General features: G+C 33.2%; 12 protein-coding genes. 10 read left to right on the top strand and 2 right to left on the bottom strand.

Annotated elements, in window-relative coordinates; genetic code table 11:
• Positions 1-24 precede the first annotated feature (24 nt).
• Positions 25-1,107 carry a bifunctional 3-deoxy-7-phosphoheptulonate synthase/chorismate mutase type II gene (locus MST30_RS08165; protein ID WP_243470929.1) on the top strand — a complete coding sequence of 361 codons (1,083 nt, stop codon included), beginning with the start codon at positions 25-27 and terminating at the stop codon, positions 1,105-1,107.
• Between the two features lie 52 nt (positions 1,108-1,159).
• Here the strand turns inward: MST30_RS08165 and MST30_RS08170 are convergent, their stop codons facing one another.
• Positions 1,160-1,648, bottom strand: a complete 489-nt coding sequence (locus MST30_RS08170) for a hypothetical protein (protein ID WP_243470930.1) — start codon at positions 1,646-1,648, stop codon at positions 1,160-1,162.
• A gap of 79 nt (positions 1,649-1,727) precedes the next feature.
• On the opposite strand from MST30_RS08170, the gene rsgA reads away from it, so the two are divergent.
• The 8 genes from rsgA (at position 1,728) to rlmN (ending at position 11,072) form a co-directional block, all read left to right on the top strand.
• Positions 1,728-2,678, top strand: coding sequence for a ribosome small subunit-dependent GTPase A (gene rsgA, locus MST30_RS08175; RefSeq protein ID WP_243470931.1), 951 nt, complete (start codon positions 1,728-1,730; stop codon positions 2,676-2,678).
• A complete protein-coding gene (gene dtd / locus MST30_RS08180) occupies positions 2,675-3,127 on the top strand; it encodes a D-aminoacyl-tRNA deacylase (protein ID WP_243470932.1) in 453 nt (150 codons plus the stop codon). The genes rsgA and dtd overlap by 4 nt, the downstream gene beginning before the upstream one ends.
• Before the next feature lie 126 nt (positions 3,128-3,253).
• Positions 3,254-5,170 (top strand): DUF3858 domain-containing protein, encoded by a 1,917-nt coding sequence (locus tag MST30_RS08185; protein ID WP_243470933.1) that lies wholly within the window; start codon positions 3,254-3,256, stop codon positions 5,168-5,170.
• 2 nt (positions 5,171-5,172) lie between these two features.
• Entirely contained in the window at positions 5,173-7,119 is a 1,947-nt protein-coding gene (locus MST30_RS08190; RefSeq protein ID WP_243470934.1) for a DUF3858 domain-containing protein, read from the top strand.
• The gene (locus tag MST30_RS08195; RefSeq protein ID WP_243470935.1) at positions 7,119-7,445 is read left to right on the top strand and encodes a nucleotide pyrophosphohydrolase; all 327 of its coding nucleotides are present in this window, start codon (positions 7,119-7,121) and stop codon (positions 7,443-7,445) included. The genes MST30_RS08190 and MST30_RS08195 overlap by 1 nt, the downstream gene beginning before the upstream one ends.
• A gap of 29 nt (positions 7,446-7,474) precedes the next feature.
• A complete protein-coding gene (locus MST30_RS08200; protein ID WP_243470936.1) occupies positions 7,475-8,704 on the top strand; it encodes a 3-phosphoshikimate 1-carboxyvinyltransferase in 1,230 nt (409 codons plus the stop codon).
• Positions 8,705-8,874: 170 nt separating this feature from the next.
• The gene (queA, locus tag MST30_RS08205) at positions 8,875-9,924 is read left to right on the top strand and encodes a tRNA preQ1(34) S-adenosylmethionine ribosyltransferase-isomerase QueA (RefSeq protein WP_243470937.1); all 1,050 of its coding nucleotides are present in this window, start codon (positions 8,875-8,877) and stop codon (positions 9,922-9,924) included.
• A gap of 107 nt (positions 9,925-10,031) precedes the next feature.
• Entirely contained in the window at positions 10,032-11,072 is a 1,041-nt protein-coding gene (gene rlmN, locus MST30_RS08210) for a dual-specificity RNA methyltransferase RlmN (protein WP_243470938.1), read from the top strand.
• A gap of 52 nt (positions 11,073-11,124) precedes the next feature.
• On the opposite strand, the gene MST30_RS08215 is transcribed toward rlmN, so the two are convergent.
• Positions 11,125-12,747 carry a T9SS-dependent choice-of-anchor J family protein gene (locus MST30_RS08215; protein WP_243470939.1) on the bottom strand — a complete coding sequence of 541 codons (1,623 nt, stop codon included), beginning with the start codon at positions 12,745-12,747 and terminating at the stop codon, positions 11,125-11,127.
• Positions 12,748-12,878: 131 nt separating this feature from the next.
• Here MST30_RS08215 and MST30_RS08220 point away from each other — a divergent pair, with 131 nt between their 5' ends.
• Complete coding sequence (locus MST30_RS08220) at positions 12,879-13,856, top strand: polyprenyl synthetase family protein (RefSeq protein WP_243470940.1); 978 nt, start codon at positions 12,879-12,881, stop codon at positions 13,854-13,856.
• Positions 13,857-13,893 lie beyond the last annotated feature (37 nt).

The raw sequence follows: 13,893 nt of genomic DNA on the forward strand, positions 1-13,893 counted from the left end.
TTTTAGAAAAAGATTAATAGTAAGATGGAGAACAAGAAAGAATTAAGGAACTGGTTAGATGCTTTTAACTTAGATCATCCACTGGTAATTGCTGGGCCTTGTAGTGCAGAAACAGAAGAACAAGTTTTAAAAATAGCACATCAGCTAAAAGATAGTGATGCAACGGTGTTTAGAGCAGGTATCTGGAAACCAAGAACGCGTCCAGGTAATTTTGAAGGAGTAGGAGCGCTTGGTTTAAAATGGCTTCAAAAAGCAAAAGAAGAAACAGGTATGCTTATTACTACAGAAGTAGCCAATGCCAATCATGTAGAATTAGCTTTAAAGCACGATGTAGATATTCTTTGGGTTGGTGCACGTACAACGGTAAGTCCTTTTATAGTACAAGATATTGCAGATGCTTTGAAGGGAACAGACAAACCTGTTTTGATTAAAAACCCTGTAAATCCAGACTTATCATTATGGCTTGGAGCTGTTGAGCGTTTTTATACCGCTGATGTTAAGAATTTAGGTGTTATTCACAGAGGGTTTTCAACCTATGAGAAAACACGTTACAGAAACAATCCAGAGTGGCAATTGGCAGTAGATTTACAAAACCGTTTTCCAGATTTGCCATTAATTTTAGATCCATCTCACATCGCTGGTCGTAGAGACATTATTTTTGATTTAAGTCAGACGGCATTAGACCTAAATTATGATGGTTTAATGATAGAAACACATCACGATCCTGATAATGCTTGGAGTGATGCTGCTCAGCAAATTACACCAGAAACTTTAATAAAGTATACGGAAGACTTACGCATACGAAAAGAAGTTGGTGAAGCTGCAGAGTTTAAAAACAAGATTAACACATTAAGAACTAAGATAGATGTTATAGATCATCAGCTTATTGAAATTTTAGGGAAACGTATGCAGGTAGCTGACGATATCGGTAGTTTAAAAAAGAAGCACAATGTTGCTGTTTTACAAAACAAGCGTTGGAATGAAATTTTGGGTAAAATGATTTTACAAGGAGAAGAAAAGAACTTAAGTGAAGAATTTATTCTTAGAATGTTTAAAGCCATTCATCAAGAATCAATTAACCATCAAGAAGAGATAATTAATCGCTAAATCTAAATTAAAAAGGCTCACAATTGTGAGCCTTTTTAATTTATTATTGAAATTATAAGTTTCTTTTAAAGATATATCTGGTTACAAAAATACCTTGCCCATCATCTTTTCCAGCATCACTTTCAGAAGAGCTGGCTACAAAAACAAGTTCCCAGCCTTCACTGCCCATTGCTGTTAATTTAGAAGCAACAAGAGCATCATTGGCAACAATGTTTTGAAAACGAATTCCACCTAGATTATAGAAGTTAAGGAGTTTGGTTTCCTCAAAATCTTTAACACGAATATCTTTTCGTTTCGATTTGTTTCTTGTTTTGTCTTCTTCGGTTTGTTCAGAGGTGAATTCAGAATAATCTCTATCAACATTAGAAGATATAAGTCTAGAACGTCCCAATCCATTAGGAACAATAGATTCTACACTGGTAATTACTTTGTACTCAACTTGGTTTGTTGGTTTTTCATCTTTTGTGTTTTCTTTATTTATGAAAGAAAACGAAATAAAGCCTACAATAATGGCTAATGCTAGTAAGAAATTTTTTTTCATTGTGTTAGGTTTTGATTATATATAAAAGTAAAGACTTTTTTAATGAAAAGTTGTTACTTTGTTATTATTTAATTGTTGAATGACAGGAACAGTTTATAAATCTACCGGAAGTTGGTATACCGTTAAAACAATGAACGGTAAGTTTTATGAGTGCAGAATTAAGGGTAGATTTAGGATTCAAGGTATAAAAAGTACCAACCCGATTGCAGTAGGAGATAAAGTAGAATTTGAGCTAGAAACCAAGAACAATACCGAAACAGGTGTTATCCATCGTATTGAAGAACGAACTAATTACATTGTTAGAAAATCGGTAAATCTATCTAAGCAAACCCATATTATTGCAGCCAATATAGACCAAGTATTTCTTTTGGTTACTATAGATAATCCACCGACGTTTACAAGTTTTATAGATCGCTTTCTGGTGACTGCCGAAGCATATTCGGTAAAGACTGTTTTACTGTTCAATAAAATCGATACATACGAGGAAGAAAAGCTACTCGAAGTAAAGTATTTAGAAAGCATTTACAGAAAAATAGGATATGAGTGTATTGAGGTTTCTGCAACTACAGGTTATAATGTCGATAAGGTAAAAGCGCTAATGATAGGAAAAGTAAGTATGTTTTCTGGTCATTCAGGAGTTGGTAAATCTACCTTGGTTAATGCTATAGAGCCATCATTAGATCTTAGGACAAAAGAAATTTCAGAACAGCATATGCAAGGACAGCATACAACCACTTTTGCAGAAATGTTTGACTTAAGTTTTGATGCTAAAATCATTGATACGCCAGGTATTAAAGGTTTTGGAGTTGTGGATATGGAAAAGGAAGAAGTCGGTGATTATTTTCCTGAGTTTTTTGCTTTAAAACAAGATTGTAAATTCAATAATTGCCTGCATCTAAAAGAACCAAAGTGTGCTGTTAAAGAAGCACTAGAAAATGATGAAGTGTCTTATTCTAGATACCGAAGTTATATTCAAATTTTAGAAGGTGAGGAAGAGCATTACAGAACCGATAATTGGAATAACGAATGAAAATAGTAATTCAAAGAGTTTCTGAGGCTTCTGTGGTGATAAATAAAAAAGAAGTAGCATCAATAGAAGAAGGTCTTTTGGTTCTGTTAGGTATTGTTAACGAAGATACCCAAGACGATATAGATTGGTTGTGTAATAAGATTGTGAATCTTCGCGTATTTCAAGATGAAAATGGTGTGATGAACGAATCGTTATTAGGTGCTGTTGGTGAGATCATAGTAGTAAGTCAATTTACATTACATGCCAGTACCAAAAAAGGCAATAGACCAAGCTACATAAAAGCTGCAAAACCAGATGTAGCCATTCCTTTATATGAAAACTTCGTTGAAACTCTACAAAATAGTTTGGGTAAAACAGTACAAACAGGAGAGTTTGGGGCAGACATGAAAGTACACTTAGTTAATGATGGTCCTGTAACTATAATTATTGATTCAAAAAATAAAGAATAGCATTATAACTTATTGAAAAAATGCAGTTTATCGATTATTAGGTTGCTGTAGGGATTTTAATACATAAAATATTGGATGGGCTAATTTTACTTTTTATATTGTGCTGCCATTCAATTCAGTCAATCAATGCCCTGTATAAAATATATTTCCTCAGCAATATTTCTTTTTTTTGTTATTGCTGGTTTTTCACAATCCGAAGAATTATATAAATCCAACTCAATTCCCGAAGAATTAAAAGCTAAAGCTAATGCAATTGTAAGACTTAATGATGTTAGTATTGATGTAACATCTATAGACGAGCTAAGCATTGTTGAAAAGCGAATAGTTACTGTTTTAAATGAAAAAGGGAACTCTGCTGTTGGTGCCTATGTTGGTTATGATAAGTATAGCAAAATCAAAAAAATTGAAGCTAAAATCTTTAATGAAGAGGGAGAAGAGATAAAAAAATTTAAGAAGAAGGATTTTATTGATAGAAGTGCAGTTGATGGCGGAACCTTATACTCTGATTCTAGGGTATTACTAATGGGATATACACCTGCAACATATCCTTATACTGTTGAATTTTATTGCGAGATAGAATCATCTAACACAGCTGCAATTCCTACATGGAGACCAATAAGCGGATATTATGTTGGTGTACAAAAAGATGTATATAAATTAACAGACAATGTAGGTTTAGGAATGAGATTTAAAGAAAAGAATCTTCAAGATTATACCATTACAAAGAGTAACTCGCCAGAATCCTTAAGCTACACATTAGAAAATGCTCTTCCTATATCTCCAGAAGATTTAAGTCCTTCCTATTACAACTATTACCCACAAGTATTAGTGGCAATGGAAAACTTTTCATTTTATGGAGTAGAAGGAAAAGCAAAAAACTGGTTAGAGTTTGGTGACTGGATGAATGATGCGCTTCTGAAAGGACGAAATACGGTTACAGAAGAGACAAAACAACAAGTTATAGAATTAACAGCCAACCTTAGTGATCCAATAGAAAAAGCAAAAGCTGTTTTTAAATTTGTTCAAGAAAATACCAGATATATTAGTGTGCAAGTAGGTATAGGTGGAGTGCAACCAATACCAGCATTAGAGGTAGACCAACTAAAGTATGGAGATTGTAAAGGGTTAACCAATTATACCAAGTCTTTATTAGAAGTGGTTGGTGTAACATCTTACTACTGTATTGTAGAGGCTGGTGACGAAATAATAGATTTGGAAGATGATTTTGCGTCTTTAGAACAAGGAAATCATATCATTCTTTCTATTCCAACAGATGACGATACGGTTTGGTTAGATTGTACAAGTCAATTACACCCTTTTAATTTTATTGGCGATTTTACAGATAACAGAAATGTATTGGTTGTAAAACCTAATGCCAGTGAGATTGTGAAAACAAAAGTATATTTAGACAGTTTAAACCATCAGTCAACCGAAGCAGACATAAAATTAAATGCTAATGGTAGTTTTACTTCCAAAATTAGTAGAAAGACCAAAGGATTACAATACGATAATAGATTCTATATAGAGCGAAAACCAAATGATAAGGTTGTTGAATATTACAAATATCACTGGAGTTATATTAACAATCTAGAAATTTTAAAGTATAACTTTATTAACAACAAGATTGATGTAGAATTTACCGAAGATATAGAACTGGGAGCAAGTTCTTATGCTACAGTTTCTGGTGAAAGGTTATTATTTAAGCCAAACGTTTTTAATCAAAATTCTTATGTACCTACGAGGTATAGATCTAGAAAAATGCCAATAGATATCTCTAGAGGTTACTTAGATGAAGACACTTTTAAGATAGAAATTCCAAAAGGTTTTGAAGTTGAAGCTTTACCAGAAAATATGACCATAAAAAATAAATTTGGGGAGTACCAGTTTCAGATAAGTAGCTCTGATAATATAATTACTTACAAACGAAGATTATTTATTAAAAAAGGTCAATACCCTAATACGGATTATAAAGATTATAGAGATTTTAGAAAACAAATCTCAAAAGCCGATAACTCTAAAATAGTATTAAAATCAATCAATTAATCATGGTAAAAAACATTAACATTCTATTATTTGTCTTAAGTTTTGTGCAATTCTCATTTTCCCAAGAGATAGAGTTTGGGGAAGTATCTAAAGAGGAATTATCCGAAAAATTTTATGATAAAGATTCTTCAGCAAATGCGGTAATACTATATAAAGAAAGAAGAACATACTATGGCGCTAATGCCTCGTCAGTAGAGTTAGTTACAGAAATCCACGAAAGGATTAAAATCTATAATAAAGAAGGATTTGATAAGGCAACAGTAGCCGTAAATTTATTCAAAACAAGATCAAGCAAAGAAAGAATAAGCAAAATAAAAGCCTATACCTATAATTTGGAAAACAATAAAATTACAGAAACCAAATTAGACAAAAATCAGGTTTTTGAAAGTGATTATAGCTATAACTACAAGCAAGTTAAGTTTACCATGCCAAATATAAAAGAAGGCTCGGTAATAGATATAACCTATAAAATTACATCTCCTTTTACCCTGTCAATAGATGAGGTAAAATTGCAATACGATATTCCAATTAAGCTTATAAATGCTGAAGTGCAGACGCCAGATGGTTATAACTTTAGGACAAAGGCTAAAGGAAGTATTAGCTTTTTTCCAAAACATACTAGAAAAAGATCGCCTGTATTAGATAGAACTATGGATGTGCTAAGTTACACTTTAACAGATGTACCTGCGCTAAAAGACGAAATGTTTGTAGATAACATACATAATTATAGAGCAGGTGTGTTATTTGAATTAATATCTATAGTAACACCAACTATAAATAGATATTATGCTCAAACTTGGGGAGATGTAGCAGAAAATATTGGTAGTGATGATGATTATAAAAACGAATTAGATAAAACCAATTCTTTTGATGATGCTTTAGATGCGTTAATATCAGAGAACCAAACCGAAATGGATAAAATGAAATCCATTTTTAAATACGTAAAGGATAATATCCAATGGAATGGTATAGATGGAAAGTACTTTTACAATGGTATAAGAAAAACCTTAAAAGAGAAAAAAGGAAATGTTGCAGATATTAACCTAACACTAGTAGGAATGCTAAGATATGCTGGTATTAATGCAAACCCGTTAGTTATAAGTACAAAAGAAAATTCGATTCCCTTTTTTCCAACCGTAGACAGATTAAATTATGTTTTGGCTTACGCTGTTATAGGTGAAGAACAATATTTTTTAGATGCTACGGACGAGTTTAGCGACATTAATGTTTTACCGTTAAAAGATTACAATTGGCAAGGTGTTTTTATAGATAACAATAATATGGTATGGAAAAAAGTGGCCATAAAAAAGCCAGAACCAGGTATATCGCAGTATATGATTAATGCCTCTGTGAATGAAGAAGGAGTTTTAGAAGGAAATCTAATGTCTAGATATACAAATCATAAGGCTTACAGCTTCAGAAAAAACTATAAGAATGAAGATATGGATGCCTATCTCACCAATAAAGAAGAATCATTAGAGAATATAGAAATCTCAAACTATAAGGCTCAAAATGCAGACACACATGAAGGTTATGTTTCAGAATCCTATGATTTCTATAAAGAATCTGGTGCAGATATTATCGATGATAAAATATACATCATACCTATGTTGTTTCTAAAGTCTACAGAAAACCCATTTAAGCTAGATAAGAGAGAGTTTCCAATAGATTTTGGGTATCCTATGAAAGAGCGCTATATGGTTAATATAACTATTCCTGAAAATTATGTAGTTGAATCTAGCCCAGAACCTATGATCTTAAAACTACCTGAAGATTTAGGAACGTTTCAGTTTTCACCTAAAATCTTAGGAAATAAAATACAACTCTCTGCCTCATTAGAGCTGAATAAAGCATTGATGGGACCAGAAACTTACGTATATTTAAAAGAGTTTTTTAACCAAATGATTAATAAACAGAAAGAACAAATAGTATTAACAAAAGCTGAGTAATGAACATTAAAAATGCACAACAAGAAGTAGATGATTGGATTAAAGAGCATGGAGTAAGATACTTTAATGAGCTTACTAATATGGCGCAGCTTACTGAAGAGGTTGGTGAAGTAGCTCGCATTATTGCTAGACGTTACGGAGAACAAAGCGAAAAAGAAAGTGATAAGGATAAGGATCTTGGTGAAGAATTAGCTGATGTCGTTTTTGTAGTATTATGTTTAGCGAATCAAACAGGTATAGACTTACAAGCTTCTTTTGACAAGAAAATGGATAAAAAGGCAAAACGGGACCACGATAGGCACCATAATAATGAAAAATTGAAGTAGTTTTGTTTCTGCTTGAGAAGGAAAGTTACATGAATATTCAAATTCTAAAATCATTAATCGCCAATCGCCAATCATCAATTACAATCACAGGGTCTAAAAGTGAGTCTAACCGTTTATTGTTGTTGCAGGCACTTTATCCTAATATTTCTATAGAGAATCTTTCAAACTCAGACGATTCTGTATTAATGCAAAAAGCACTGTCCTCAGAAGATGAGGTAATTGATATTCATCATGCAGGTACAGCCATGCGCTTTTTGACGGCATATTTTTCTATTCAAGAAGGTAGACAGATAACATTAACCGGTTCTACTCGAATGAAAGAACGACCAATAGGTATTCTTGTTGAAGCTCTTAAACAATTAGGAGCAGATATTCAATACGTAGAAAATGAAGGTTTTCCACCACTTAAAATCAAAGGAAAAAAAATAACCAATTCAAAAGTTAGGCTAAAAGCAAATGTAAGTAGTCAGTACATTTCAGCATTATTGCTTATTGCATCAAAATTAGAAAACGGATTAGAGCTTACACTCGAAGGAAAAATAACTTCTGTTCCCTATATAAAAATGACTTTACACTTATTAAATGAAATAGGAGTAGAGACAGTATTTAAAGATAATATCATTACGGTAAAACCAAAAACGACTAAAGTAGAATCGCAAACGTTGGTGGTTGAGTCTGATTGGTCTTCTGCTTCGTATTTTTACAGCATTGTAGCATTAAGTGAACCTGATACAGAAGTAATACTATCATCATATAAAGAAGATTCGCTTCAAGGAGATGCTGTGTTGGCTGAAATATATAAGCAGTTTGGTGTTTCCACAATATTTGAAACCAACACTATAAGACTTAAAAAATCATCAATAATCAATCGTCAATCTCTAATCAATTTAGATTTAGCAAACGCTCCAGATATAGCACAGACTATTGCGGTTACGGCATTCGGGCTAGGCTTAGAATGTTACTTAACGGGTTTACATACCTTAAAAATTAAGGAGACCGATAGATTGGTAGCACTAAAAACAGAGCTAGAAAAATTAGGTGCAGAAGTGGCAATTACCAATGAGTCTTTGCGTCTAAGTAAATCTAATAGCATCACAGAAGGCGTGTCAATAGATACGTATAACGACCATAGAATGGCAATGGCATTTGCACCATTAGGATTAAAAACAACATTGCAAATTAATGATGCAGAAGTAGTGAGTAAATCTTACCCAAAATTTTGGGATGACTTAAGTGCAATAGGCTTCAAAATAAAATAAGTCGCCAATTACTTGACAAGGCCTGTTTTGAGATTGTATATTTGCAACTTCAAAAAAATAAACATTCACAATTGAAATCGACTTGTTTAAATAATGATTTAACATAATACAAATCATTATTTAAACAACAAAGATTCCATTTGACTTTAGAAATCAATAAACATTCACAAATGAAATTATCAAATTTTAATTTTGACCTTCCAGACGAATTATTAGCCGAACATCCTGCAGAACATAGAGATGAATCTAGGTTAATGGTTTTAGACAGAGCTAATCAAACTATCGAACACAAACTTTTTAAAGATATTATCGATTATTTTGATGAAGGTGATGTGATGATAATGAATAATACTAAGGTTTTTCCTGCCAGATTGTATGGTAACAAAGAAAAAACTGGTGCTCGTATTGAGGTTTTCTTACTTAGAGAATTAAATCAAGACCAACGTCTTTGGGATGTTTTAGTAGATCCTGCTCGTAAAATTAGAATTGGTAACAAACTGTACTTTGGTGATGATGAAACTTTAGTGGCAGAGGTTATAGATAATACTACATCTAGAGGACGTACTTTACGTTTCTTATATGATGGCTCGTATAATGACTTTAGAAGAAAATTAACAGAGTTAGGAGAAACACCACTCCCAAAATATATTAAAAGAGGTGTAGAGCCAGAAGACGAAGAGCGTTATCAAACTATATATGCCAAAAGTGAAGGAGCAGTAGCTGCACCAACTGCTGGTTTACACTTTTCTAAGCATTTATTAAAGCGTTTAGAAATTAAGGGTGTTGAGATGGCTGAGGTTACGCTTCATGTTGGCTTAGGTACATTCAACCCTGTTGAGGTAGAGGATCTTTCTAAGCACAAAATGGATAGCGAGGAAATTTTAATTAGCCAAAAAGCAGCAGATACAGTTAACAAAGGAATAGAGAATAAAAAACGTGTTTGCGCTGTAGGTACAACATCTATGCGGACCATAGAAAGTTCTGTGTCTTCTAATGGTAAGTTAAATCCTTATGAAGGTTGGACAAATAAATTTATTTTCCCTCCTTACGATTTTAGTATCGCTAATTGTATGATTACTAATTTCCATACACCAAAATCAACATTATTAATGATGATTTCTGCATTTGCAGGACATGATTTCGTTAAGCGTGCTTATGAGGAAGCTGTAAAAGAAAAATATAGATTCTACTCTTATGGTGATGCTATGTTAATCATCTAATAAAGGATCTTAAAATAATTTTAAACCTCTACTCGTATTTAATAAAGAGTAGAGGTTTTTTGTTTTAAAAAAAAGAGTGAAGTTGCAAATGACTATTTTTGTACAATATGGATGTGAAAAAGAAAGACATAAGAGCCTTAACTAAAGATCAACTCAGAGATTTTTTTGTAAATCAAGGAGATAAAGCGTTTAGAGGAAACCAGGTATACGAGTGGTTGTGGCAAAAATCGGCTCATAGTTTTGAAGATATGACCAACATATCTTTGCAAACGCGCCAAATGCTAGAAGACAACTTTGTGATTAATCACATACAGGTAGATCAGATGCAGCGCAGTTCTGACGGAACTATAAAAAATGCCGTAAGACTTCATGATGATTTAATTGTAGAATCTGTATTAATACCAACTTCTACACGAACAACAGCTTGTGTGTCTTCTCAGGTTGGGTGTAGTTTAGATTGTAAGTTTTGTGCTACTGCAAGGTTAAAACGTATGCGTAATCTTAATCCAGATGAGATTTATGATCAAGTTGTTGCTATAGATAATGAAAGTAGATTGTATCATGGAAAGCCACTGAGTAATATTGTTTTTATGGGAATGGGAGAGCCGCTTATGAATTATAATAATGTGCTCAAGGCTATTGATAAAATCACATCACCTGAAGGTTTAGGAATGTCTCCAAAGCGAATTGTGGTATCAACATCTGGTGTGCCAAAAATGATAAAGAAAATGGCTGATGAAAATGTGAAATTTAAATTAGCTGTCTCACTACATTCTGCTATAGATGAAGTAAGAACATCTATAATGCCTTTTAATGCAACATTTCCTTTAAAGGATTTAAGAGAGGCACTTGAGTATTGGTATTCAAAAACAAAAAACAGAATTACTTACGAATACGTGGTGTGGAAAGGAATAAATGATAAACGAAAAGATGTAGATGCCTTAGTAGAATTCTGCAAGTTTGCACCTAGTAAAGTTAATCTTATTGAATACAACCCTATTGATGATGGTGAGTTTCAACAAGCAGATTCTAAGGCTTTAGATATGTATGTTAATATTTTAGAAGCTAATAATATTACAGTAACCGTAAGACGAAGCAGAGGCAAGGACATTGATGCTGCTTGTGGTCAATTAGCAAATAAAAAATAAAGCATAAAAAAAAGCGGCTAATGCCGCTTTTTTGTGAAGTTTTATATGCCTTTTAGTTTTTTACAAACTTAATAGTTTTAGAACCTCCATCTGCGTATACTTTAGCTAAGTATACACCATCGTTTAATGATGCGATATTAATAACCTCTCTAGTGCTAGATAAAGGCTTAGAAATCACATTTTGACCTAAGATTGAATAAATCTCAATACTAGTCATTTGTAAATTAGAAGATTCTAAAGTTAGAGTTTCTAAATCTTTACTATAAGAATAAGTGAAATCATTACTTTCAAAATCATTAAGACCTAAAGTTTCATTTACATCAATACTAAAAAGAGTAAGAATTGCACTTGTAGCTTGAGGTGTAGTTGCGTGGATACCTATGTAAAAAGTACCATCAGCGGTAGGAGTATAAGTTGCAGTACTTGTGTAAGCATTAGGTAAAAGATCTGCAACACCAGCACCAGCTTGGGTAATACCGCTGTAAGTGCCAACTACTGTCTGAGTTGTAGCTGCAGAAGAAGGACTGTCTAACACTACAATATCAAATGATTCGCTACCAGTTACTGGGTTATTAAAAACATTGTATACTACTGTTACATCATAGTCTGCATTTGCTACACCGTTAATAGCCATAGGTAAGAATAACCAATCGTCTTTAGCAACAGTTGGATCTGGTGGGAAAATAAGAGCAACAGGGTCATTTACAGTATCTCCGTCAAAATCATTACCATTATTGTATCCCCAAGAAGTAGTGTCGGCATTTGCATCTTCTATAGAATAACAAGAAGTGAAAGCATTTTGATTAGCAAAATCTTCTGAGTATGGTAAGCCATATGTTGAGCAATCATAAGCTGTTGTAAAACCAATTGGACCAACTTGGTTACTATCTCCATTGCCACCAGAACAGTTTGCAGTAATATAAAATTCATAGTCTGTATCAGGTGCTAAACTAGTAAATTCATAACTAGTAGCTGCAAGGTCATTAACCATTGTTCCTAATCCTGGTAAGAAACCTGCTACTCCATATTCTATGTCAAATACAGTTCCACCACCATTAGGATCAGTCCAAGCAATATCTACACTTGTTGTCGTAATTCCATTAGGACCTAAAACAAAAGAGTTTGGATCAAAGCATGAAGGTAATGCCGTAAAATCAACATTATCTAATCCCCATGCATCTCCATCATTACCTTCCATAACAAATGCAACATATATGCTGCTCCCTACGTAGGCAGATAAATCAACATTCCATGGTTGAAAAGCACCACCATTTGTATCTAATTCATCTATTGTTAGAAGTATATCTGTGAAACCTGCTATGTTAGTTTGACTAGCGTCAGTAGACACTCTAACAGTAACTTCTGATCCATAATCAGGTGCGTTAAAGTCAGTCATATCAAAAGTAAGAAGATTATTAGAGCTAGTAATAGCTACTTGTGGAGTTACAATCCAATCCTCAGCGGTTTGACCTGCTGCTACAGCTTCCCAAATTACAAAAGCATAATTATCAGTATCATTTATTTGCCAAGATTGAACTGTTCCCAAACCGTTGGCTCCTGGGAAAATAGCCCATCCTGCAGGAATAGAAGCGCTTCCATCAAAACTCTCTGGGAATTGAGCATGACTAATGGCACTAAAGCAAAGTGTTAAAATTAATAGAGTAATTTTTTTCATAAAGTTTGTTTTTAGATTAATTGTCTAAAGTTACAAATATTTGCGTAGCTACCATGTTAAATTTACATTATTCAATTTTTAGCGATAAAAAGAGGCTTTATTTGTAATTTTGCAAAGTTTTATATGCGTTTATGAAGATAACCGAACAAATTAAGCAACCAATTGCATACGAGATGGAGCTTTTTGAACAGAAGTTTCAGCTGTCTATGGCAAGTAAGGTGGCTTTACTTAACAGAATTACACATTATATAGTTAATCGCAAAGGCAAACAAATGCGACCTATGTTTGTATTTTTGGTTGCTAAGATGTTGAATAACGGTGAGGTTAGTGAACGCACCTACAGAGGAGCTTCGGTTATAGAATTGATTCATACCGCAACCTTAGTACACGATGATGTTGTAGATGATAGCAACAGGCGTAGAGGTTTCTTTTCAATAAATGCACTTTGGAAAAATAAAATAGCAGTTTTAATTGGCGATTATTTGCTTTCGAAAGGATTGTTGCTTTCAATAGATAACAATGACTTTGATTTGTTAAAGATTATATCTGTAGCAGTGCGCGAAATGAGTGAAGGTGAATTGTTGCAGATTGAAAAAGCCAGACAACTTGATATTACCGAAGATGTGTATTACGACATTATTCGCCAGAAAACAGCAACCTTAATTGCGGCATGCTGTAGTTTGGGAGCAGCATCAGTAAAACCCAACTCAGATGAAGTGGAAACGATGCGTAAGTTTGGGGAACTTATTGGTATGGCATTTCAAATAAAAGATGATTTGTTTGATTATGGCGAAGAAAAAATTGGTAAACCAACAGGTATAGATATTAAAGAACAGAAAATGACCTTGCCTTTAATTCATGTTCTTAACAACTGCACAAAAAAAGAAAAATCCTGGTTAATCAATTCTGTAAAAAACCACAACAAGGATAAAATCCGCGTTAAAGAAGTTATTGCGTTTGTAAAATCTAATGGTGGATTAGATTACGCTATTTCAAAAATGAAAGACTTTCAGCAAGAAGCCTTAAAACTACTTAGTAATTATCCTGAATCTCCCTATAAAGCTTCATTAGAGCTTATGGTTAACTATGTAATTGATAGAAAAAAATAATTTTTAAAACCCTAAAAATCAATAGGTTGAAATTGTT

Origin of the sequence: Winogradskyella sp. MH6 (assembly GCF_022810765.1) — a bacterium.
Lineage (GTDB): Bacteria > Bacteroidota > Bacteroidia > Flavobacteriales > Flavobacteriaceae > Winogradskyella.

Excerpts from the sequence above, each read along its gene's own strand:
- MST30_RS08165 (WP_243470929.1), top strand. The coding sequence starts at position 25 with ATGGAGAACAAGAAAGAATTAAGGAACTGGTTAGATGCTTTTAACTTA.
- MST30_RS08170 (WP_243470930.1), bottom strand. The coding sequence starts at position 1,648 with ATGAAAAAAAATTTCTTACTAGCATTAGCCATTATTGTAGGCTTTATT.
- rsgA (WP_243470931.1), top strand. The coding sequence starts at position 1,728 with ATGACAGGAACAGTTTATAAATCTACCGGAAGTTGGTATACCGTTAAA.
- dtd (WP_243470932.1), top strand. The coding sequence starts at position 2,675 with ATGAAAATAGTAATTCAAAGAGTTTCTGAGGCTTCTGTGGTGATAAAT.
- MST30_RS08185 (WP_243470933.1), top strand. The coding sequence starts at position 3,254 with ATGCCCTGTATAAAATATATTTCCTCAGCAATATTTCTTTTTTTTGTT.
- MST30_RS08190 (WP_243470934.1), top strand. The coding sequence starts at position 5,173 with ATGGTAAAAAACATTAACATTCTATTATTTGTCTTAAGTTTTGTGCAA.
- MST30_RS08195 (WP_243470935.1), top strand. The coding sequence starts at position 7,119 with ATGAACATTAAAAATGCACAACAAGAAGTAGATGATTGGATTAAAGAG.
- MST30_RS08200 (WP_243470936.1), top strand. The coding sequence starts at position 7,475 with ATGAATATTCAAATTCTAAAATCATTAATCGCCAATCGCCAATCATCA.
- queA (WP_243470937.1), top strand. The coding sequence starts at position 8,875 with ATGAAATTATCAAATTTTAATTTTGACCTTCCAGACGAATTATTAGCC.
- rlmN (WP_243470938.1), top strand. The coding sequence starts at position 10,032 with ATGGATGTGAAAAAGAAAGACATAAGAGCCTTAACTAAAGATCAACTC.
- MST30_RS08215 (WP_243470939.1), bottom strand. The coding sequence starts at position 12,747 with ATGAAAAAAATTACTCTATTAATTTTAACACTTTGCTTTAGTGCCATT.
- MST30_RS08220 (WP_243470940.1), top strand. The coding sequence starts at position 12,879 with ATGAAGATAACCGAACAAATTAAGCAACCAATTGCATACGAGATGGAG.